At 71.8% G+C, this 21,710-nt stretch carries 20 protein-coding genes and 1 tRNA gene; 12 read left to right on the forward strand and 9 right to left on the reverse strand.

What is annotated here, in order from left to right:
- Window positions 1-365: 365 nt before the first annotated feature.
- The 4 genes from AC529_RS05870 to AC529_RS05885 all read right to left on the reverse strand — a co-directional run bounded on the left by AC529_RS05870 (window position 366) and on the right by AC529_RS05885 (window position 2,011).
- Window positions 366-453: transfer RNA gene (locus AC529_RS05870), tRNA-Ser, on the reverse strand.
- A gap of 10 nt (window positions 454-463) precedes the next feature.
- Complete coding sequence (locus tag AC529_RS05875; protein WP_068754171.1) at window positions 464-949, reverse strand: nucleoside deaminase; 486 nt, start codon at window positions 947-949, stop codon at window positions 464-466.
- Entirely contained in the window at window positions 946-1,440 is a 495-nt protein-coding gene (locus AC529_RS05880; protein ID WP_068754173.1) for a tRNA adenosine deaminase-associated protein, read from the reverse strand. The genes AC529_RS05875 and AC529_RS05880 overlap by 4 nt, the downstream gene beginning before the upstream one ends.
- 64 nt (window positions 1,441-1,504) lie before the next feature.
- Window positions 1,505-2,011 carry a tRNA adenosine deaminase-associated protein gene (locus AC529_RS05885; RefSeq protein WP_068754175.1) on the reverse strand — a complete coding sequence of 169 codons (507 nt, stop codon included), beginning with the start codon at window positions 2,009-2,011 and terminating at the stop codon, window positions 1,505-1,507.
- A 293-nt stretch (window positions 2,012-2,304) separates the two neighbouring features.
- On the opposite strand from AC529_RS05885, the gene upp reads away from it, so the two are divergent.
- From upp to AC529_RS05900, 4 genes are all read left to right on the forward strand, one after another.
- On the forward strand, window positions 2,305-2,958 hold the full coding sequence (upp, locus tag AC529_RS05890) for a uracil phosphoribosyltransferase (protein WP_068754176.1): 654 nt from the start codon (window positions 2,305-2,307) through the stop codon (window positions 2,956-2,958).
- Window positions 2,959-3,355: 397 nt separating this feature from the next.
- The gene (locus tag AC529_RS05895) at window positions 3,356-3,580 is read left to right on the forward strand and encodes a hypothetical protein (RefSeq protein WP_068754178.1); all 225 of its coding nucleotides are present in this window, start codon (window positions 3,356-3,358) and stop codon (window positions 3,578-3,580) included.
- Between the two features lie 147 nt (window positions 3,581-3,727).
- The gene (locus AC529_RS20355) at window positions 3,728-3,895 is read left to right on the forward strand and encodes a hypothetical protein (protein ID WP_198156299.1); all 168 of its coding nucleotides are present in this window, start codon (window positions 3,728-3,730) and stop codon (window positions 3,893-3,895) included.
- Window positions 3,896-3,910: 15 nt separating this feature from the next.
- Window positions 3,911-4,423: a PH domain-containing protein gene (locus AC529_RS05900; protein WP_068754180.1), complete on the forward strand. Its 513-nt coding sequence runs from the start codon at window positions 3,911-3,913 to the stop codon at window positions 4,421-4,423.
- Window positions 4,424-4,931: 508 nt separating this feature from the next.
- Here the strand turns inward: AC529_RS05900 and dnaB are convergent.
- On the reverse strand, window positions 4,932-6,281 hold the full coding sequence (dnaB, locus tag AC529_RS05905; protein WP_068754182.1) for a replicative DNA helicase: 1,350 nt from the start codon (window positions 6,279-6,281) through the stop codon (window positions 4,932-4,934).
- Between the two features lie 495 nt (window positions 6,282-6,776).
- Between dnaB and AC529_RS05910 the strand changes: the two genes are divergently transcribed.
- The 5 genes from AC529_RS05910 to AC529_RS05930 all read left to right on the forward strand — a co-directional run bounded on the left by AC529_RS05910 (window position 6,777) and on the right by AC529_RS05930 (window position 12,904).
- A complete protein-coding gene (locus AC529_RS05910; RefSeq protein WP_068754184.1) occupies window positions 6,777-8,195 on the forward strand; it encodes an LCP family protein in 1,419 nt (472 codons plus the stop codon).
- A gap of 247 nt (window positions 8,196-8,442) precedes the next feature.
- Window positions 8,443-9,711, forward strand: coding sequence for a mannose-6-phosphate isomerase, class I (gene manA / locus AC529_RS05915; protein ID WP_068754186.1), 1,269 nt, complete (start codon window positions 8,443-8,445; stop codon window positions 9,709-9,711).
- Window positions 9,712-9,772: 61 nt separating this feature from the next.
- Entirely contained in the window at window positions 9,773-10,795 is a 1,023-nt protein-coding gene (locus AC529_RS05920) for a hypothetical protein (RefSeq protein ID WP_068754596.1), read from the forward strand.
- Window positions 10,792-12,024, forward strand: a complete 1,233-nt coding sequence (locus AC529_RS05925; RefSeq protein WP_083947949.1) for a DUF6716 putative glycosyltransferase — start codon at window positions 10,792-10,794, stop codon at window positions 12,022-12,024. Before AC529_RS05920 ends, AC529_RS05925 begins: the two co-directional genes overlap by 4 nt.
- A gap of 121 nt (window positions 12,025-12,145) precedes the next feature.
- Window positions 12,146-12,904 (forward strand): metal-dependent hydrolase, encoded by a 759-nt coding sequence (locus tag AC529_RS05930; RefSeq protein WP_232306587.1) that lies wholly within the window; start codon window positions 12,146-12,148, stop codon window positions 12,902-12,904.
- Between the two features lie 42 nt (window positions 12,905-12,946).
- Here the strand turns inward: AC529_RS05930 and AC529_RS05935 are convergent, their stop codons facing one another.
- From AC529_RS05935 to AC529_RS05950, 4 genes are all read right to left on the reverse strand, one after another.
- Window positions 12,947-14,272: a polysialyltransferase family glycosyltransferase gene (locus AC529_RS05935; protein ID WP_068754188.1), complete on the reverse strand. Its 1,326-nt coding sequence runs from the start codon at window positions 14,270-14,272 to the stop codon at window positions 12,947-12,949.
- Window position 14,273: 1 nt separating this feature from the next.
- A complete protein-coding gene (locus tag AC529_RS05940) occupies window positions 14,274-15,236 on the reverse strand; it encodes a glycosyltransferase family 2 protein (protein WP_068754190.1) in 963 nt (320 codons plus the stop codon).
- An 84-nt stretch (window positions 15,237-15,320) separates the two neighbouring features.
- The gene (locus AC529_RS05945; protein WP_068754192.1) at window positions 15,321-16,232 is read right to left on the reverse strand and encodes an N-acetylneuraminate synthase family protein; all 912 of its coding nucleotides are present in this window, start codon (window positions 16,230-16,232) and stop codon (window positions 15,321-15,323) included.
- Window positions 16,233-16,240: 8 nt separating this feature from the next.
- Window positions 16,241-17,392: an acylneuraminate cytidylyltransferase gene (locus AC529_RS05950; protein WP_068754194.1), complete on the reverse strand. Its 1,152-nt coding sequence runs from the start codon at window positions 17,390-17,392 to the stop codon at window positions 16,241-16,243.
- A gap of 776 nt (window positions 17,393-18,168) precedes the next feature.
- Between AC529_RS05950 and AC529_RS05955 the strand changes: the two genes are divergently transcribed.
- The 3 genes from AC529_RS05955 to AC529_RS05965 all read left to right on the forward strand — a co-directional run bounded on the left by AC529_RS05955 (window position 18,169) and on the right by AC529_RS05965 (window position 21,649).
- Window positions 18,169-19,134, forward strand: a complete 966-nt coding sequence (locus tag AC529_RS05955) for a helix-turn-helix transcriptional regulator (protein WP_269745532.1) — start codon at window positions 18,169-18,171, stop codon at window positions 19,132-19,134.
- A complete protein-coding gene (locus AC529_RS05960) occupies window positions 19,046-19,894 on the forward strand; it encodes an MBL fold metallo-hydrolase (protein ID WP_068754198.1) in 849 nt (282 codons plus the stop codon). The genes AC529_RS05955 and AC529_RS05960 overlap by 89 nt, the downstream gene beginning before the upstream one ends.
- A 318-nt stretch (window positions 19,895-20,212) precedes the next feature.
- Entirely contained in the window at window positions 20,213-21,649 is a 1,437-nt protein-coding gene (locus AC529_RS05965) for an MFS transporter (RefSeq protein WP_232306589.1), read from the forward strand.
- The last annotated feature ends 61 nt before the right edge of the window (window positions 21,650-21,710 follow it).

Genomic DNA, 21,710 nt, shown 5'->3' on the forward strand with positions numbered 1-21,710 from the left:
GTTCTGCCCCCAGAACCATGGGAGAGGGTGAGGGTGGCCACGTCGGGGCTGATGGAGGCGGTGAACCTTCCGGTCCGCTTCGGCCGGGAGGCCCGGCAGCCCTCCTGCCCGGCGCTGCACCATGCTGGACGCCTGTCCGACGAAGCCGTCCCCGGTGTTTTGCCGTGTGGGGAACTGACGGTCGACGGTCCTCACCCGCGCGAGGGCTGCCGGGGCTTCGAGGACGGGGCGGGTCTGCGGCCGGGCCGTTGTCCTGGCCGGGGGCGGGCAGCGAAAAGGCCGGTCCCGGCTCCCGTGTCACGGGTGCCGAGAACCGGCCTTCCGATTCTCTTGCCTGGGTGTCTGCCTGGGCAGGCACCGGCGTCTGGCGGTGGAGGTGGGATTTGAACCCACGGAGGGTCGCCCCTCACACGCTTTCGAGGCGTGCGCACTCGGCCGCTATGCGACTCCACCGCGGACAACTCTACCGGACACGGCGGTGTGTGAAGAACTCGGTAAGGATTCGACTGCACTCGGCCGACAGTGCCGGGTCGACCAGGTCCGGGGGGACGACCTCGGGACGGTGGTTGAGGCGGCGGTCGCGGACCACGTCCCACAGGGAGCCCACCGCCCCGGCGCGGTCGTCGCGGGCGCCGTAGACGAGCCGCTCGATCCGCGCCAGCACGGTCGCGCCCGCGCACATCGTGCACGGTTCCAGGGTGACCGCCAGGGTGCAGCCGTTGAGCCGCCAGCGGCCCAGCCGCCGGGCGGCCGCGCGCAGGGCCAGCACCTCGGCGTGCGCGGTGGGGTCGCCGGTGGCCTCGCGCTCGTTGTGCCCGGCGCCGACGACCTCGCCGTCCGGGTCGAGCACGACGGCGCCCACGGGGACGTCGCCGCTGGAGGAGGTCTTGTAGGCCTCCTCCAGCGCCAGGCGCAGCGCGGCGTCGACCCCGGTCCGTCCCGTGCTCATGCCCGCAGCTCGTCCAGTGCCGCGGCGAACCCGGCCCGGTCGGCGACGGTGGTGAGCGCGTCCGCGGGCAGCACTCCCTCGCGCTGGGTCAGCGCCAGAAGCTCCTCGCCCGGGGTGCCGAGGTCGGCGAGCAGCTCGCTGTCGCCGACGGGTTCGGGGTAGGGGGTCTGCCCGGTCCCCTCGATCTCGTCGTCGGACGCTGCCAGGCGGTCGGACTCCAGGAACAGCCGGGCCGCCGGATGGCTGTGCACCGCCCGCAGGTCGGAGAGGAACGGCCGGGGCTCGTCGGCGTCGTCGAGCCGGACGATCCCGAACCACTCGTCGTCCGCCTCCGCCACCAGCACCACGGCGGTCCCGTCACCGTCCGAGGCCGCCGCCGCGTCCCGCATCGCGTCGGCGACGTCGTCGATGCCGTCGAGATCCGCCAACTCCACCTCGGTACCCGTCCACCCGTCCGCCGTACGGAAGAAGACCGCTGCGAAAACCGGCACCCCGCACTCCTGTCTGCTGCACTCCTTCGGACACGTACGGAGCGGCGCCCGCGCCGCGCTGGTCCTACCCCATCGCATCCAGCGCGCGTTGGAAAGCCGCCTGGAAGCCGAGGCGTTCGGAGATGCTGGCCAAAACCTCGTCCGGGTACAGGTCGAGGTCGCCGGCGAGGGCGCCCAGTTCCATCTCGTCCAGTCCGAGGTCGGCCAGGATCGACATGTCCCCGGCGGGCAGGACCTGGTCGATGTCCTCCTCGTCGTCGGGGATGTCGATGTCCAGGTACTCCAGGACGTCGCGGGCGATCTTCCAGTCGGCGGACGCCGTGACGTCGGAGAGGAAGAGGCTGACGTTGTCGCGCCCGTAGACGCGGGCGAGGATGAAGAAGTCGTCGGCCACCGCCACCAGTCCGATCGCCCCGCTGATGCTCGGCTGTTGGCGCAGGGCGTGCAGCAGTCCCTTGAGGTCGCGGGTCAGTGCGACCGGAAGCGGGTCGACTTCCCAGTAGTCTTCCTCACGGTAGGCGACGGCGGCGAAGTCGCCCGAGCCGTCGTCGTCCAGTTCGAGTTCCGTCATCGTCGCTCCACCCGGCTGGCCCTGATCGGACCAGAATCGCAGATCGTCCCTTGCCACGTCACCGAAACGGCCGTCTTCGCCCACGCTCCGCTCGCCTTGCGGGAAGACCAGTCCGTCGTAGAAGTCCGCGCTCACGTCTCCTATTAGAACGGACGCCCCATTCGTAACAGAACGCCCTCCGCGCTTGGGGTACGGGCGCTCGGCCCCCTGACCCCCGCCAGCAGCGGGGTTGCCGGGAAAAGCTCTGCCGGTGGATGCGTTAGCGACGGCCCGAAACGATAGTTTGGTCTTCCATGGAGATCTTCGTCGCGGACCATCCGCTCATCGCCCACAAGCTCACGACGCTGCGGGACGCGCGCACCGACTCCCCCACCTTCCGCCGGCTCACCGACGAGCTGGTCACGCTCCTCGCCTACGAGGCGACCAGGGACGTCCGTGTCACCGAGGCCACCGTACGGACCCCGCTGGCCGAGGCGGTCGGGGTCCAGCTCTCCCGTCCCGCCCCGCTGGTCGTGCCGATCCTGCGCGCCGGCCTGGGCATGCTGGACGGCATGACCCGCCTGCTGCCCACCGCCGAGGTGGGCTTCCTGGGCATGGCCCGCGACGAGGAGACCCTGCAACCCGTCACCTATGCGGACCGGCTGCCCCAGGACCTGTCCGGGCGGCAGTGCTACGTGCTCGACCCGATGCTGGCCACGGGCGGCACCCTGGCCGCGGCGCTGCGGCTGCTGGTCGAGCGCGGCGCCGACCACGTCACCGCCATCTGCCTGCTGGCCGCCCCGGAGGGAGTGGAGCACCTGCGCACCGAGCTGGACACGGTGTTGCGGGAGCGCAGCGACCTCAGGGTGCGGGTGGTCTCGGCCGGGCTGGACGAGCGGCTGAACGACCAGGGCTTCATCGTTCCCGGCCTCGGCGACGCGGGGGACCGCCTGTACGGCTCCGTGTGACCCCGACCGGGCGTTTCCCTCCCATGTTTTCCTCATCGGCGGAGAAAAGGCAGGTTTGGCTTTTTTGGCGACGCGGGCTTGAAACTATTTTTGCCAAAAATTGAGATTCCCCTGTCGTCGCAGGTCACGGGTGTTTCTTGCGTCACTCGAATTCATATTCGAGATACACGGGAGACGGGCTGTGGTAAAGATAGTTCCGACCCCCGACAATCCCCCCGTCAAAACCGTCAGAAAAACCGTGACATCTCCCGTTTGACGCCCAGGACTCTGACCGGGCTGCGGGTCCGGCGCGGTCCCGCAGCCCGCGGGCCGGCGCCGCACCCGCCTCCCCCGTGAACGCCCGCCGCCCAGGAGAGACCGGCGCCTGTGACCGTTCTCTGCCTTCCCGAGGAGTGACATGTCCCAGACCTACAACACGATCCCGCGCGACCTCGCCGCTGTGGCCCTGCGCCTCAGCGACGAGTTCCAGGGCGTGCACCCGATGGTCACCGTGTTCCGCTGCATCGACGCGGCCCGGCACGGCGCGCAGGACGTGGTCGGCTACGCCACCCCCGACCTGGTGGAGCGGATCGCCCGGCAGCATCTGCGGGTCCTCGCCCTCGCCCTGGCAGAACAGCGCTGACCGAATACCCGCCGAGGTTCCCGACCACAACTCTGCGACCTGGGACGGCACGCCGACGACAAACCTCTGTCTTTACGCGTCCCGTCCCCGATGCAACAATCGTGGTGGGTTAGTGGGTCTTCACGGTCTAGTGGGGAGAGTGCGTTCATGCCGCCAAGGTTGAAAAAATGGCTGGGGTACGCCCTCATCGCCTTCGTCATCTTCTACCTGCTGACTCAGCCAGCGACCGTGGGCAATCTGGTACTGAACGTCTTCGCCGGGCTGGGCGGAGCGGCCAACTCGCTCTCCACGTTCGTGAACACCATCCTGCTGTGAGGGGCGTGAGCCCGCATGAAGCTTGTCACGCCGGGTGATTCGGCGCCCGCGTCGGTCAACCGCTACCTGCTTCCCCACGAGCAGCAGGTCATCACGATCCGCCGACACCCCGCCGTGCTGCTCGGGCCGGCGGGGATCGTGCTGGGCAGCCTGGTCGCCGCGGGGATCCTGAGCAACACCTCGATCGTGACGAGCGGAGCCGTACTGGCCGTCATCTGGTGGCTGTGGCTGCTGGTACTGGTGTGGTTCGTCTGGAAGGTCGCGGAGTGGTCGGTCGACTACTTCGTCATCACCTCCGCGCGCCTGCTGGGGACCAACGGTCTGATCACCCGGCAGGTGAACATGATGCCGCTGGGCAAGGTCACCGACATGCGCTTCGAGCGCACCCTGATGGGACGCCTCCTGGGCTACGGCACCTTCGTCATGGAGTCCGCCGGTCAGGACCAGGCCCTCAGCAAGATCGACTTCATCCCCTACCCGGAACAGCTCTACCTCGAAGTGGTCGGTCTGATCTTCCCCGACAAGTAGCCCGCCCCGGATTCGTCACGGAGCGCCCGCCGCCCCCGGCGGGCGCTCCGCTGTTTCCCGGTCAAACGCATCTCACGGTGAGCCCAACTTGACTCAAAGGTGAACGGAGGGTTAACGTAGCCCATCGACTGATTGAATTCAGGGGGTGTCGTCATGTCTCAGCGAGTGAGTAGGACGCCAACGACCACCCGTCCGTCCCCGACCCGGCGCCGGCACCGGCCGGCCTGTGCGGCAGGTACCGCACGACACACCCCGGACCTCGTGCCGTACCAGCGGGACCCCGCCGAGGCGGAGCCCTCCTCCGCCCGCCCCACGCTCACCTGGGTGCTCCTGCCCGACAGCACCGGACGGCTGCGCCCGCAGGCTCGGTGGATCTGACCGGTTTCCTGCGCGTGTGAGGGACCGGCCACACGGTGGCCGGTCCCTCACACGCGTGTACGGCTTCGGGCCCTCCCGGCGGGCGCCCCGGTCGGTCCGCGCCGACCGCGGGTCCGGACCCGGGCGGCTGCTATCCGGGGGCCATGTCGACGAAACGGCTGTAGTGCCCCTGGAAGGCCACGGTGACCGTGGCCGTGGGGCCGTTGCGGTGCTTGGCCACGATCAGGTCGGCCTCGCCGGCGCGCGGCGACTCCTTCTCGTGCACGTCCTCGCGGTAGAGCAGGATCACCATGTCGGCGTCCTGCTCGATGGAGCCGGACTCCCGCAGGTCGCTGATCTGCGGTTTCTTGTCGGTCCGCTGTTCGGGGCCGCGGTTGAGCTGGGACAGCGCGACCACGGGGACCTCCAGCTCCTTGGCCAGCAGCTTCAGCGACCGCGACATCTCGGAGACCTCCTGCTGGCGGCTCTCCGCCCGGCCGTTGGAGCTCATCAACTGGAGGTAGTCGACGATGACGAGCTTGAGGTCGTGCTGCTGCTTGAGGCGGCGGCACTTGGCCCGGATCTCCATCATCGACAGGTTGGGGGAGTCGTCGATGAACAGCGGGGCGCCCGCGACCTCGCCCATCCGCCGCGCCAGCCGGGCCCAGTCGTCGTCGGTCATCATGCCCGACCGCATGGTGTGCAGCGGCACCCGGGCCTCCGCCGACAGCAGCCGCATGACGATCTCGTTGCGGCCCATCTCCAGGCTGAAGAAGACGGTGGTCAACTGGTGCTTGATCGCCGCGGCCCGTGCGAAGTCGAGGGCGAGGGTGGACTTTCCCACCGCGGGGCGGGCCGCGATGATGATCATCTGCCCGGGGTGCAGCCCGTTGGAGAGGTTGTCGAAGTCGGTGAAGCCGGTGGGGACGCCGGTCAGGGTGTTGTCGTGGGAGGCGATCGCCTCCAGTTCGTCCAGCGCGCCCGGCATGATGTCGCTGAGCGGCAGGTAGTCCTCGGTGCTGCGGTTCTCGGCGACCCGGAAGATCTCGGCCTGGGCGCGGTCGACGAGGTCGTCGATCTCGCCGTCGCCGGAGTAGCCGATCTGCGCGATGCGGGTGCCCGCCTCGACCAGGCGGCGCAGGACCGCGCGGTCGGCGACGATCCGCGCGTAGTACCCGGCGTTGGCCGCGGTGGGGACGGTGACGGTGAGGGTGTGCAGGTAGGGGGCTCCGCCGACCCGGCTGATCTCGCCCCGCTTGATGAGTTCGGCGTTGACGGAGACCGCGTCGACCGGCTCGCCGCGGGAGAACAGGTCGATGATCGTGTCGTAGATGATCTGGTGGGCGGGCCGGTAGAAGTCGGAGGAGCGGACGATCTCGACGACCTGGGTGATGGCCTCCTTGGACAGCAGCATGCCGCCGAGGACGCACTGCTCGGCCATGATGTCGTGGGGCGGGGTCCGGTCGTACCCGACTTCCTCCACTGGATGGTCGACGCTCATGGCTCCCCCCGGCTGATTCCATGCCTGAACGTGACATGCCCGAACCAGGATTCTCGCCACTTCGGAGGACAGTCGCAAAGGCTGCCTGTGGATAAACCTGGGGACAACCTGTGGATGACTGGCGTCTACTTGGGGATAACCTGTGCACGCAGCCTGTGGATAACTTCTCCACCCTCCCCCACCGCAGGCTCTGACCTGCAAAAACACTATCCACTGGGTGTGCACAAAAGAAATTTCACAGATAGATATCCACAAGTTATCCACAGGTCTGGCCATGCCCTGTGGATGACCGCGCCCCCCACTCTCCCCCGTGTCCGACCGGCGGACGGGTCCGTCTCCTGGCCCCGCACCATCCTCCCGGAAACCGCAGGCCGTTGCCCGGAGGCAGGCCGCGCCAAGGTTCGGCAACCCGTCCTGAAAGGGGCGGTAGGCCCCCGAGTGACCGCCGCGCTTCCCGGTTAGTCGACTGCCAGCGGAGGGTGGGGGTGGTTGACCATGGCTTATCCAGCGGAGGGCGGCCCACGGAAGCGACCCGGTGGAACCGCGCGCGCGGCCCTGTGGACCTGCGGGGCGGTCCTGCTGCCCGGCATCGCCCACCTGCGCGCCGGACGGCGCGCCGCGGGCGCGGGCATCCTCGGCTGCTTCCTGCTGCTGGCCGCCGCGGCCGTGGCGGCGGTCCGGGACCTCCGCGGCACCCTGTCCTGGCAGGCGTGGCTGGTCACCCAGCCGTACTGGGTGGAGGCGGTCTCCGCCGGCTCCGTCGCCCTGGCCGCGCTGTGGTCGGCGGTGGTCGTCCGGTCCTGGCAGCTCACCCGGCCGCGCCCCGCGGGCCGGGGCACGCGGGCCGTGGGCGCGCTGCTGCTGGCGCTGCTGTGCACGGTGCTCCTCCTGCCGTCCGTGCTGGTCGTCCGCACCGCCCTGACCGCCCGCGCCACCCTGTCGGAGGTGTTCGCCCCGGCGGAGCCAACGCGGGACACGACCGCCGCGGCCGACCCGTGGCGCGGCCGCTCCCGGATCAACGTGCTGCTGCTCGGCGGCGACGCGGGCGAGAACCGGTACGGGCTGCGCACCGACACGATGATCGTGGCCAGCGTCGAGGTCGACAGCGGGGACACCCTCCTGATCGGGCTGCCCCGCAACCTGGAGAACGTGCCGTTTCCCGAGGGCACCGCGCTGGCGGAGCGCTACCCGCCCCCCGCGGGCTTCGACGACCTGCTCAACGAGGTCTACCAGACGGTGGCCGAGGAGCCGGAGGAGCTGGCGGTCGACCCCCGGGCCGCCGACCCGGCCGCCGACACCCTGAAACTGGTCATCGGCGAGGCGATCGGCGTGCCGATCGACTACTACGCCCTGGTCGACCTCCGCGGGTTCGCGGACCTCATCGACGCCGTCGGAGGGGTCGTCGTCCCCATCGAGGAGCCCATCCGCTACGGCCGCCGCGGCAACGGGCTGCTGGAGCCGGGGGAGCGGCGCATCAGCGGCAAGGAGGCGCTGTGGTACGGCCGCAGCCGGACCGACAGCGACGACTACACCCGCATGGGCCGCCAGGGCTGCCTGCTGAAGTACGTCGCCGAGCAGGCCGATCCGGTGACCGTGCTGCGCAGCTTCCAGGCCCTCGCCGACGCCGCGCAGCGCACGCTCGACAGCGACGTCCCCCAGTCGCACCTGCCCGCCCTGGTCGACCTGGCCGAACGGGTCTCCACGGCGCGCATGCAGACGCTGCAACTGTCCCCTCCGCAGGTCGACACCGGCCACCCCGACTGGGAGGAGATCCGGACGCTGGTCGCCAGGGCGCTGCGCGACCTCGACGACCACGACCCGCCCGCCGCCTCCGCGCGGCCGCAGCCGTCGCCGCGCAGCCCGGGACGCCAGGTCGGCGACGAGCCGGTCTCCCTGGACCGGCTGTGCCCGTGACCCGGCCGGAACCGGCGGCCCCGCCGGGGTCTCCGGTCGGACCACACTGTCGCCTCCCCGCGCCGCTGCCTTAACCTACACCTTTCCTACTAGCGAGTTAAATCTTTCTGGAGCAAGCACGAAATTCGGGGGGAACGCCTCTCTGATCACGGTTTTCACCTGGCTGATGGGGTTAGCGTGGCGGCTACCGCGCCTCGGTGGAACGAGTTCGAGGGCGCGCTGTTCCGCCTCACGGAGGGACCTGACCATGTGGCGACTGGCCAACCACGTTCGGCGGTACGCGTGGGGATCGACGACCGAGATCCCCCGCCTGCTGGGGAGGGAACCGGACGGGCAGCCCCAGGCCGAACTCTGGTTAGGCGCCCACCCCAGCGCTCCCAGCAGGATCGACGGCAGCCCGGTCCCCCTCGGGCTCGACGCGGCGATCGCCGCCGACCCGGTCGGGGCCCTCGGCGCGGGCGTCGCGGAGAACTTCGGCGCGCGCCTGCCCTTCCTCCTCAAGTTCCTCGCCGTGGAGCAGCCGCTGTCCCTACAGGCCCACCCCAGCAAGGAGCGCGCCCGGGCCGGCTTCGCCGCCGAGGAGGCCGCCGGAGTCCCCATCGACGCCCCCCACCGCAACTACCGGGACCCCAACCACAAGCCCGAACTGGTCATGGCGCTGGACGAGTTCGAGGCGCTGTGCGGGTTCCGCGACCCGGCCGCCTCGGCCGCCGCCCTCGCCGGGCTCACCTCCCCCCTCGCCCGGGCGCTGCGCGCCGACCTGGCCGCGGCCGACCCCTCCGAGGCGCTGCGCTCGGCGATGACCCGGCTGCTGACCCTGCCCCCCGGCGACCGCGCCGCGCTCGTCACCGAGACGACCGAGGAGCTGGCCTCGGGCACCGCATCGCCCTGCCCCCACCTGCGGGCCGTGCTCGACCTCGCCGACCGCTACCCCGGCGACCCGGGAGCGCTGGCGGCGCTGCTGCTCAACCACGTGGTGCTCGCCCCCGGCGAAGCGCTGTTCCTGCCCGCCGGGAACGTGCACGCCTACCTGAACGGGGTCGCGGTCGAGGTGATGGCGACCTCCGACAACGTGCTGCGGGCGGGGCTCACCACCAAGCACGTCGACCCCGAGGAACTGCTACAGGTGATCGACTACACCGTGCTGCCCGTCCCCTACGTGGAACCGGTGGTGCGGGACGGACTGGTGGAGTACCGACCGCAGGTCGAGGACTTCGCGCTCGTCGTCGCCGAACCGGGGGAGAAGGCGGTGTGGCTCCCCGAGGGGCCCGCCATCGCCCTCGTCCTGGACGGCTCGGTGGAGCTGCACGCCCCCGCCGAGGACACCCTCCCCCTGGCCCAGGGCGAGTCGGCGTTCCTGTCCGCCGGGACCGGGCCGGTGCTGGCCTCGGGCCGGGGCCGCGTGATCGTGGCGACGGTGGCGGACCCGTCGGCCTCCCCGGTGCGCGGCGGGCCGCACGCCAACACCCCGTGGTCGGCCGTTCACCCGAACCTGGATCCCGTTAACCCGCGATGAGTAGCCTCCGGCCCGTCCCCCCACCGGTGCCCCCGAAGGACAGGTCGACGCCGTGAACAGCATGCCGTCCGCCGCCTCCGCCTGGACGCGGGCCGAGGACCCGGGCACGGCCGCGGCCTGGGTCGAGACCCCGCTGCAACTGCTGTCCGCGGTGGAGGCCCACCACAGCGGCGCCGTCGCGCGGCGCACCCGGCTGCTGCCCCGGTCCGGGTCGGAGGCGCTCGCGGCCACGGTGGCCGCGCTCACCGAGGCGGGCCTGCCCGACGGCCTCACCGTGCTGCCCCCCGTACCCACCCCGACGCTGTACCGGGCCGACACCGACGTCTGGCTCGTGGGCGACGCGTTCTCCGGCCAGGTGCAGCGCGCCCTGCTGGCGGGCCGCCCCCGCCGCCTCGTCGTCGTGGACGACGGCCTGGCCACCCTCCACCTGCTGCGGCTCCTCGGCCGCCGCAGGCCCGCCCCGCTGGAGCGGGCCAGGGTGCGCTCCACCCTGCCGCGCCGCGCCCTCGGCCTGGCGGCCGCGCTGAGACTGCGCGCGGCGGCGCGCGCCGGACGGGTCACCGTGTTCACCATGCTCCCCCTGCCCGCACCGCTGGTCCGCGCCGCCGCCGCGGCCGGCGTCCGCGTGGCCGCCCACGACTTCCCGTGGCTGCGCTCCCTGCCGGAGGGCTCCGCACCCCCCGAGAACCGGGTGGTGCTCGGCACGGCGATGGTGCGCGACGGCCTGCTGCACGCCGAGCCCTACCTGGCCTGGGTGGCCGGGCAGGCCCGGGAGGAGCCCGTCGTGTACCACCCGCACCGGCGGGAGGACGCCCGCACCCTGGACCCACTGCGCGCCCACCCCCGGGTGCGCGTCGCCCCCCAGGAGCTGCCCGTGGAACTCGCCCTGCGCGGGCTGCGCGCCCGGCACCGGGTGGTGAGCCTGCCCTCGACCGCGGTGACCTCCCTGCGCGTCCTGCTGGCGCGGCGCGGCACCGCCGTCGACGCGGTGCCGGTCCCCGAAGCGTGGTGGACCGACCGGGCCGCCCCCGAACTGCGGGCCCACCTGAGCACGTTCGTCACCGACCCGAAGGACGCCCCATGACCGACCGCGGCACCGTGCACGTCATGGCGATCGCCGACTCCGACTCCTACCTGAAGTGGGCTGCGGGGCTGCTGGACGCGCTGCCCGAGGAGTGGTCGGGCGAACTGGCGGTGGTGCGCACCCCGATCGCGCCGTCGCCGTCGCAGATGCGCGCCGCGGTGCAGGGCACGCGGACCGGCGCGACGCTGCCGCCGGTGCTGTCCGCGACGGCGCTGCGCCGCGCCGTGCGCCGCGTCCGCCCCGACGCCGTGGTGGCCGCGTGCACCGGGCCGGTGGTGGACGTCCTGGTCAACGACCTGCTCTCGGGCCTGGCCCCGCGCCCGGTGCTGGTGTCGGGCCTGCCGGGCGTGTCCGTTCCGGCCACGGAGCAGGCGTGGCGGTACCGCGCCCCGGTCGACCTGTTCGTGCTGCACAGCCACCGCGAGGTCGCCGAGTTCCGGGAGCTGGGCGCCCGCCTGGGGGTGACCGGGGAGGTCGGGCTGGCGACGCTGCCGTTCCTGGCCGCCGACCCGGTCCCGGCGCCGGACGGGCCACGCAACCGCGTGGTGTTCGCGACCCAGGCGAAGGTCCCGGTGGAGCGCGAGGAGCGGGAGTCGATCCTGTGCGCCCTCGCCGACCTCGCGGCGCGCCGCCCCGACCTGGAGGTGGTGGTCAAGCTGCGCGCCCGCGCCCACGAGCAGCAGACCCACCGGGAGCGCCACCACTTCGAGACCCTCTGGCACGGCCTGGCGGCCGCGGGCCGGGTCCCCGCGGACGCGGTGTCGTTCGCCGACGGGTCGATGCGGGAGCACCTGGCGCGCGCCGCCGGGTTCGTCACGGTCAGCTCCACGGCCGCGCTGGAGGCGATCGCGCAGGACGTGCCGCTGCTGATCCTGTCGGACTTCGGGGTCTCGGCCGAGATGATCAACCTGGTGTTCGAGGGCAGCGGCCTGCTGGGCACCCTCGACGACCTGCGCGCGGCCCGGTTCCGCACGCCGGACGGGCAGTGGTGCGCGGCGAACTACTTCCACGGCACCGCCGACAACGACTGGGTGCGGCGGCTGTCCGACCTGGTGGAGCGCGCCCGCCACGGCGGGCTTCCGGTGCGCCCGCCGCTGCTGGCCTCCTCCGCGGACCGGGCCCGCCGCCGCCGGAACCGGCTGCGCATGGACGTGCCGCCGAGGGCGCTGCGCACCATCGGCCGGTTCCGCAGGCGCCTCAAGCGGATCCGCCGCCTGGCCTCCCGCTGAGCCGGCCGCCGCTACGGGACCCCGGCCCGCGCCCGCCCTCCCTCGCGGACATCGCCTCCCCGGCGCGCGGGTAGGACACCGCCGTCCCTCCACACAACCAGAGAACGGGAGTCCCCCCACGATGATGGGCTTCAGCCACGCCACCACGGGCGTGCTGGTCGGAGTCGCCGTCGTCGCCCCGGTCGCCGCCGCCGCGGGCGCCCCCGCCACCCCCGCAGGGCTGCTGGCCTGGGCGCTGCTCGGAGCGGGAGCGGCCCTGGTCCCCGACCTCGACCACCCGTCCTCCACCGCCACCCGCTCCCAGGGGTTCGTCACCGGCCTGCTGTCGCGGGGAATCCGCGCGCTGTCCGTGGCCGTCTACGAGTTCACCCGGACCCCGGCCGACGACTCCGGCGGCGAGCACCGCCACCTCGGCCACACCCCCGCCTTCGCGGCCGTCGTGGGCGCCGCGGTCGGCCTGCTGTGCCACCTGTCGTGGTGGGCGAGCGCCGTCACGGCATGGTTCCTGGCCTTCATCGGCCTGCGCGCGCTCCGGCGGATCACCCGGGGGTGGCTGCGCGCCACCCTCGGCTCGTGGGCGGGGGCGGCCCTGGGCGCGTTCGGCGTGGCCGCGCTCTTCCTCAACGCCTGGGAGGTCCGCCCGGCCGGGTGGACCGTCGGGCTGCTCGTCGCCCTGGGCATGGTCGTCCACTCCCTCGGCGACGCCCTCACCTCCTCGGGGGTGCCGCTGGCCTGGCCGTTCAGGGTCAGGGGCCGCCGCTGGGCGATGCTGGGCGCGCCCCGCAGGCTCCGCTTCCGCACCGGCACCTGGCCGGAGTGGGTGGTGGGGGCCCTGTCGCTGACCGGGGCCGCCGCCGCGGGCTACGGCCTGGTCGCCTGAGTCGGCCCGCGCCCGCCGCGCGGACGTGGCGGCGGGCGCGGGTCAGGAGCCGACGCGCAGTCGGCGCGCCCCCGAGGCCAGCCACGACACGTAGCGCGGCCAGGGCCGGGGCGCGCCGGGCAGCCGCAGCGCGGCGAGCCGACGCTTCTTGAAGTAGCGGCGGGTGCCGTCGTCGAGGCGGTGCGCCAGGTAGGCGGCGGCCTGGTCGCGCAGGTGCGGGTAGGCGCTGTTCTGCATGCAGTAGGCCACCGCGACCAGCAGCGGCAGCAGCTCCTCCCCGGTGCGGTCGGCGGGGATGCGCGGCGGGCGGATCGTGCCGTCCTCGGCCAGTCCCGGCAGGGTGGCGTCGGCCAGCGTGACGGGGATCCGGTTGCTGTTCTGGTAGGGGGTGATCCGCTCCAGCAGCAGCTCGGTGCCCACGGTGGCGACCGGGATGCCGTAGTAGCGCGACGCCGTGCTGAGCCCGGTGGAGAACGCCCCCACCACCAGGGAGGGGTGCAGCGCCTCGTACCAGACCTCCACGGGCACCGGGTCGTCGAGCTCCACCAGCCGCACGCCCAGCCGTTCGGCGGCGGCGCGCAGCGCACCGCAGGTGCGCGCGGTGGTCGACGGGTGCGGTTTGAACAGCACCGTGCGCTCGCCCCGGGCGGCCACGCCGCGCAGCATCCGCGCGTGCAGCTCGTCCTCCTCGGCCGCGGTGAGGATGCCGAGCGCCGCGAGGTACTGGCCGATGACCATCGGCGCCCCGGCCAGGTCGGCCCGGTCGGCTGCCCCGTCGACGGCCTTGGCGGCCTCGGCGACCACCGAGCGGAACGCCTCGGGGTCGATCACGGCCCGCGGGACGTCGTACTCGCTGAGCAGCAAGGGCTCCAGGCCGGGCACCAGGTCGAGGTAGAGGACCCGGTCGATCCGGGTGGCGATGTCGCGGGGCGGGGACTCCCGGGTGGGGCCGTAGCTCATCAGCCCGTCGGAGTAGACGGTGACCGTCGCGTCGTCGAAGATCTCGGCGAACGCCCGCGCCGGGGGGACCTGGATGGACTCGACCACCAGGTGCAGCGGTCCGTCCCCCAGGTTCCAGTAGTGCCGCAGCAGCCGGTTGAGCAGCGGCCACTCCTGTTCGCGCGGCTGCCACGTGGAGGGGTGGAACGGCCACAGCAGCTCGTTCCAGGAGACCACCTCGTCGAACCGGGAGCGCAGCGCCTCGAAGCCGGGGGCCGCGTCCAGCGGGGACACCACCTCGGGTGCGAGCGCGTTGTTGGACACCAGGAGCATCCGCCGCTGTCCGCCCGGGCCGAACCGGCCCGAGTCGATCGCGGCGGCCAGCGACATCGCACCGAAGAAGGTGCTGGCGACGAAGAGCTGCGCCACCTCAGACCACCACCGTTTCCAGGTCGGCCAGTTCCGCCAGGAGCTGTTCGCGTTCGGCCCCGAGCGCGGGCAGCACCCGGGCCAGCAGGCCGCGCGGCAGGGCGGTCAGGGTGTCCGCGGCGCGGGCCCGCAGCGCCCGGCGGACCGGAGGGGCCAGCCGCTCGGCCCGGTCGAGGTGGAAGGCGATCAGCGCGCAGTAGGTGCGGACGAGCTTGGGCAGGTAGCGCTCCCCGTCCGGCAGGGCCGCCAGCTCCGCGCGGATGCGGTCGTGGGCGTCGAAGAACTGGAGCTGCCGTTCGTCGCCGACCTGGGTCAGCGACTGGGCGACCTCGCGCCGGTAGAAGACGCCGACGAGCGGCACGGCCGCGTAGGTGTCGGCGTGCAGGTGCAGCCGCCAGGTCCACAGCCGGTCCTCGGCGGTGTGCAGGTCCTCGTCGAAGGAGAGCAGCCCCCGGTCGTACAGGCGCCGGTCGTAGACGCCGGACCACACGGTGGGGTAGTCGACCATCGTGGTCGCGTTCTCGGGCAGGATGCCCGAGCGCGCGGGAAGCGCGACCCCGCGCCGCCCCTCGGGCACGCGCACCCTGCTCCGCGCCTTTCCGGCGGCCTTGACGTGGTCGGTCTTGATGAAGTCGACGCCGAGTCCGGCGATCGCCTCGACCGCGGCGGGCAGGTAGCCGGGCGCCAGCCAGTCGTCGCCGTCGAGGAAGGTGAGGTAGCGGCCCCTCGCCGCGGCCAGGCCCCGGTTGCGCGCCGCGGACGGCCCGGCGGGCCGCTCGGAGCGGATCAGGGTCAGCCCGGGCAGCCCGGATCTCTCGACGATCTCGGGGGTGGCGTCGCAGGAGCCGTCGTCGACGACGACGAACTCGACGTCGGGGCGCGCGTTGCGCCGCAGGCTCTCCAGGGTGTCCGCGACGAACGGCTCGACGTCGCGGACCGGAACGACGACCGACAGCGTGGTCACTGAAGGACTCCATGGGAGGGATGCGCGGGGACGGGGGCCGGGAGGACACCGGTCCTCCCGGCCCCGCCCGGGCCGGTTGCGGAATCAGGTGGTCGTGCGGCGCAGGCGCCTGCGCGGCTCCTCCTCGCCGGGGAAGACGCGCTTGACCCCGTCGCCGAGGGCCTTCTCGATCACCCGGATGTCGCGGACCAGGTGCTGGAGCCCGGCGGGCTCCAGGGAGGCCGCGTGGTCGGAGCCCCACATGGTGCGGTCCAGGGTGATGTGGCGTTCGACCGCCACCGCGCCCAGGGTGACCGCGGCCAGGGAGATCTGTAGGCCGCGCTCGTGGCCGGAGTAGCCCACCGGCACCCCGTAGCGTTCCCGCAGCGTGGTGATGGTGCGCAGGTTCGCCTCCTCCTCCGGCATCGGGTAGGTGGAGGTGGAGTGCATGATGACGAGCTTCCTGCGGTCGAGCAGGTCCACCGCGGCGTCGATCTCCTCGAGGGTGGACATGCCCGTCGACAGGATGATCGGCTTGCCGGTCGCGGCGAGCGCGCGCAGCAGCTCGTGGTCGGTGACGGAGGCGGACGCGACCTTGTGCGCCACGACGTCGAAGGACTCCAGGAACTCCACGGACGGCACGTCCCAGGGAGAGGCGAACCACTGTAGGCCGTACGCGTCGCAGAGCTTGGCGATCTCGGCGTACTCGTCCCGGCCGAACTCCACCCGGCGCTTGTACTCCAGGTAGGTCATCTCCCCCCAGGGCGTCTGCCGGATCTTGCCCTGCTGTTCTTCGGGGACGCAGATCTCGGGGGTCCGCTTCTGGAACTTGACCGCGTGGCATCCGGCTTCCGCCGCGACCTCGATCAGTCGGCGCGCGATGTCCACGTCGCCGTTGTGGTTGATGCCGATCTCGCCGATGACGTAGGTCGGCTGGCCGGGGCCGACCAGAAGGTCACCGATCGCCACGGGAACCGGAGCAGACACGCTGAGGTCGGTCGTTGCGTTCTGGGTCATGGCGCTACCTATCCTTTGCGTGCCGCGAGGACACGTTCGCACACCTCGCGGACCGCCCCGGAGCCTCCGGGACGGGTCAGAACCAGCCGGGCCGCGGCCAGGACCTCCGGGTGGGAGTCCGGGACCGCGATCGGCCACCCGACCTCGGCCAGACAGCCGAGGTCGTTGACGTCGTTTCCGACGTAGGCGACGCGGGCCGGGTCAAGACCCTCGTCGTCCATCCACTGGCGCAGGGCTGCGCGCTTGTCGCGCAGGCCCTGCGTCACAGGGACACCCAGTTTCTGCGCGCGTGCCCGGACCACCGGGTTGGTCTCGGTGGAGAGGACGCACACCCGGACTCCCGCCTCCAGCAGCAGGCGCACGCCCATGCCGTCGCCGCGGGTCACCGCCACCGTCTCGCGTCCGTCCTGGTCCACGTAGACGCGGTCGTCGGTGTGCACCCCGTCGAAGTCGGTGACCACGGCGTCGACGTCCAGCGGCTCCTCCCGGTCCACGGCCCGGGCCACCGCGCGGGCCAGGTCCAGCTCCTCCTCGGAGTCGACCTCGACCGCGTGGGACGGGTCGACCGGCTGCACCGCGATGCGGCCGAAGAAGCGGTGCCGGTGCTCCCGGAACCCGTCGGCCCGCATCACGTAGAAGGCCCCGGTCTCGCGGTGGTGCGGTTCGCGGTCCTGCCGCCGCGGCCGGCGGGTGTGGTCGTGGTTGACGCCCCGCAGCCCCTCGGGGGTGGCGCGCCAGAGGAACTCGTAGGTCTCGACGGCGGAGAACACCGAGTCGGCGAGGTCGTCGCGGACCTGCCGCACCGCGTCGTCGAGGTCGGCCGGGTCGATGAACGGGCTGGTGCACTGGACGAACACGAGGATCCGGGGGTCGGCGCCGTGTTCGGCGAGCCGGTCGAGGGCGTGCAGCAGCACCGCCTCCGAGGACACGATGTCGCCGCCCAGTTCGGCGGGCCGGTCCAGCACGAGCGCCCCGGCGTCCCGGGCGGCCCGGGCGATGCCGTCGTGGTCGGTGGAGACCACCACCGTGTCGACGAGCTGCGCCCGGCGGCAGGCGTCCACCGCCCGCACCACCAGGGGGCGGCCGCCCACGCGGGCGAGGTTCTTGAGGGGCACTCCCTTGGACCCCCCTCGTGCGGGGATGACGGCGACAACGCTCACGGGCCGGACTCCAGGGTCGGGAGAAGAGAAAAGGAAGAGAGAGAAGTCCCCTGCTGTGGTCACGGAGACCGCAGGGGCCACCGACAGTAGTGGGAGTGCCCAACAGGGCGGTGAACACCAACCCCGCAAACAGTGAATACGACCTTTTAATCCGGCATAGTCGGGCTTACTCCCCCTCTTCCCCCCAAAAAGGGCGAAGAGCAGGGCTGGACGCCGCCGTCCCCGCCGCCGGAGCGCAATCGGGGCGCTCCCCCGCGGTCCACCCCGGGGACCCACGAGCAGCGTACGGTTGCGCAGTGCTATCAGTCGGTAGGGAAATCGCCAACCCGCGGCGTGTCGGCGTGCGCTTCCCGCGCACGGCCGTCTCGGCCTGCTCCCGGTCCCCCGGACCGGGCCTGCGGCCGCGCCCCGGGGCCCGGGCGGGGTCGCCCGACGTCAGCGGCCGACCCGCGCGGACGCGCTCCGCCCGACCGCTCCGCGGTCGGCCGCGCCGCCCCGGCACGCCGCCGACCGGGGAACCCGTTACCCCTCGGAAACACTTTTGGGCCGCCGGAAAATGCGACTCCCCTCACATTTCCTCCGCCGAAGTGCGGCCTTGAAGAGCCGCCGAGAAGGAATCCCTCCTCATCAACCAAACGAAAGCCAGCCAGTAGCACAACGGACAAACCTCTTGAAAGGGGATTAATGCCGTTGACTACGCAAGTCGCCACACTTACTATCCAGTAGGTGGCCAGAAATACCGCTGTACGTCGTACTCCCTCTCCCCCCTCGTCGAACTGGGCAATTTCCTGAAAGCTCGCCGCGCCGAAATCACCCCTGCCCAGGTGGGGCTCCCCACGTCCAGAAACCGGCGTACCCCCGGACTTCGCCGGGAGGAAGTCGCCCTTCTCGCCGGCGTGGGCGTCTCCTGGTACACCTGGATCGAACAGGGGAGGGCCACCAACGTCTCCGGAGAAGTGCTGGACGCCATCGCCCGCGCCCTCCGGCTCGACCAGACCCAGCGGCTCTACCTACGCCGCCTCGCCGGAGTCGGCGCGGACCCCGAACCGTCGGAGGTGCGCCCGGACCCCAGGGCGTTCCAACCGTTCGTCGACAACTGGCTGCCGAACCCGGCCTACGTGGCCGACCGCTACTGGAACCTGGTGGCCGTCAACGAAGCGGTGCGCAACCTGATGGGCCTGGACGCCCCGCAGAACATCCTCGAGGAGTTCTTCACCAACGAACAGACCCGCAAGCGGTACCCCCTGTGGAAGGACGACGCGCCCATCCTCGTGGCGCGGTTCCGCTCCCAGGCCGCCCGCTACAGCGGAGACCCGGGATTCACCGCCCTGATCTCCCGCCTGCGCCGGGACAGTCCGGAATTCGCGGAACTGTGGAACCGCCACGAGGTCCTGGAGGACTCCTGCGGCACCGAGATCCTGCACCATCCGGCGTTCGGCAACCTCTCCTTCACCCGGACCACGCTGGACTTCACCTCCCGGATCGCCCTGCGTCTCACCGTCTTCGTCCCCGTCTCCGGAACCGGCACGGAAGAAGCCCTCGAACCGCTCAAGTGCTTCCCCCGCGAAAGGCACACCATTTCCTTTAGAGTGGGAGGGCAGCGCCACCGGCCCATCTCCTCCAGAGTCGAAGACGAGGAAAGGCTTCCTTCGCATGCCTGCGCAACCGGTGAGCCGCTTCAACCGCATCTCCCCCACCCGCACCTTCCGCTTGGGCGAACACCGTCTCACGTACCTTCCTGACGGATTCGTCCAGCTCAACCCCTCGGCCTGGTTTCCCGACTCCACCCCCGAGGACTGGCAGGAACGCCCGGAACACCTCGACGCCGAAGGATTCCTGGCCGGGTCGATCGGAGCCCTGCTCGTCGAGTACCGCGACCAGGCCCTGCTGATCGACACCGGCTACGGACCGCACCGCGTCCCCGCCGCCCTCACCCACCCCGCCCTCGGCGTCCTACAGGGCGGGCAGCTCCTCGACAGCCTGGCCGAGCAGGGGCACGCTCCCGGGGCGGTGAGCGCCGTCGCCTTCACCCACCTCCACGACGACCACGTCGGCTGGGCCGCGGCGCTCACCCCCGACGGCTCGCCCGTGTTCGCGGGCACCCCGTTCCTCGTCTCCGGCGTCGAGTGGCCGTACGGCGGGCCGCTCCGTCTCCCCCGGGCCGAGCTGCGCCCGGTGTCCGACGGAGACGAGATCTTCCCCGGCGTCACCGTGTGGGCCACCCCCGGCCACTCGCCCGGGCACACCTCGTACGTCATCTCGTCGGGCGGCCAGCGGCTCGTCGCGTTCGGGGACGTCATGCACTCCCCGGTCCAGGTGGGCCGCCCCGACTGGAGGGTCTCCCTCGACCACTCCCCGGAGGCCGCCGTCCGCACCCGGGCGAGAGTGCTCAAGGAGCTGTCCCAGCCGGACACCTTCGGATTCGGCGGACACTTCGCCGACGTCGTGTTCGGCAGAGTCGTCGCCGACCGCTCTGGACACCGGTGGGTCCCGGTCGCCTGACCGCCGCCCGGCGGCGCCCGGGAGGCCGCGGTCCCGGGGCGCCGGCCCGCCCCGGGACCGCACCCCCGCGCCGCCCTGCGCACAGTCCCGCCGACGGGTCCCCGGCGGACGTCGGCCACCGTCCGCCGGGGACGCCCCGAAACACCCGACGCCCGCGCACCGGAGCCCGCCATTTCTCCGGGTAAAACCCCGGAATTCATCGCCGACGATCCTGTTGGCGACAACAACATGACGAACAAACACTGGCTGGTCGTGCCGTTCCCGCCAATTCTTGGGGACATGTCCACTTCTACAGCGCCCGACACGGGTACCCCACGCATGACCGGTAAGCAGAAGGCCACTCTCGTGGTCCTTCTCGGCGCACAATTCATGTTCGCCATCGACTTCTCCATCCTGACCGTCGCACTGCCGAAGATCGGCGACGACCTCGGTTTCAGCATCGACAACCTGCAATGGGTCGTCACCTCGTTCGCTCTCATGGCAGCGGGCTTCATGCTGCTCTTCGGCCGGATCGGTGACACTTTCGGACGCAAGAAGCTGTTCCTTTTCGGAATGGCTCTGCTCACCGTTTCCTCCGCGGTCGGCGGTTTCGCGGAATCCCCCGAAGTCATGCTCGTCGCCCGTGCCGCCCAAGGACTCGCCACGGCGATCGTCACGCCCTCCGGCCTCGCCCTGATCACCACGTCCTTCGAGGAAGGACCGCTGCGCAACAAGGCTCTGGGACTCAACGGAGCCCTCCTGTCGCTCGGCTTCGCCTCCGGGGCCGTCCTCGGCGGCGTCCTGACCGACCTGCTGTCCTGGCGGTGGGACTTCTTCATCAACGTCCCGATCGGCGCGCTCCTGTTCCTCGGCGGCATCGCCTTCATCCGGGAGTCCCGGTCGGACATCCGCCCCAAGCTGGACGTCCCGGGCGCCGTCACCGTCACCCTCGGCCTGCTGGCCTTCACCTTCGGCGTCACCGGAGGCGAACGCGACGGCTGGGCCGCCCCTCAGACGTGGGGAGCGCTGCTCTTCGCCGCCGTCATGTTCGTCGCCTTCTACATCATCGAGCTGAAGACCCCCGAGCCGCTGGCCCCCGTGCGCATCCTGCACGCCAACACCGTCAAGTGGGGGAACCTCGGCGGCCTGACGACCTTCTCCATGGAATCGGCGCTGTCGTTCCTCCTCACCCTCTACATGCAGCAGGTCCTCGGCCTGACCCCCTTCCAGACCGGCCTGATGTTCGGCTTCCTCGGCCTGGGCGCCTTCCTCGGCGGGACGGTCGCCCCCAAGATCATCGGCCGCACCGGCACCAAGGGCGCCCTGGTCCTGGGCCTCCTCATCCAGGCCGTGATGACCGGCGTGCTGTTCTGGCTCGGCGACGCCATGGCCGTGAGCATCGTCGCCATCCTCGCCACCACCTTCATCGGCGGCTTCGGCCACGTCCTGGCGATCGTCGCCTACACCGTGACCGCGACCTCCGGCGTCGCCGACCACGAGCAGGGACTCGTCACCGGACTGGCGACCATGACCCAGCAGATCGGCTTCACCATCGGCATCCCGATCATGTCCGCGGTCGCGGCCACCCAGTACGGGCCGCTCACCGAAGGCGTCGCCTCCGTGGCCGGCGTACTGAAGGGCACCACCTTCGGCATGCTCGTCGACGGCCTCGTCGTCCTCGCGGTCGCCCTGCTGATCCTGGTCTTCCTGCGCACCGTCGGCGGCGCGACGACCTCCGCCGCCCAGCAGCCGGAGAAGCAGCCCGCCGTCAACTGACCCTCCCCGGGGGACCGGGCCGTCACCGCCCCGGCGGGCCCGGTCCCCACCCCCGTCACCC

It is taken from the genome of Thermobifida cellulosilytica TB100 (genome assembly GCF_001517975.1).
GTDB lineage: Bacteria > Actinomycetota > Actinomycetes > Streptosporangiales > Streptosporangiaceae > Thermobifida > Thermobifida cellulosilytica.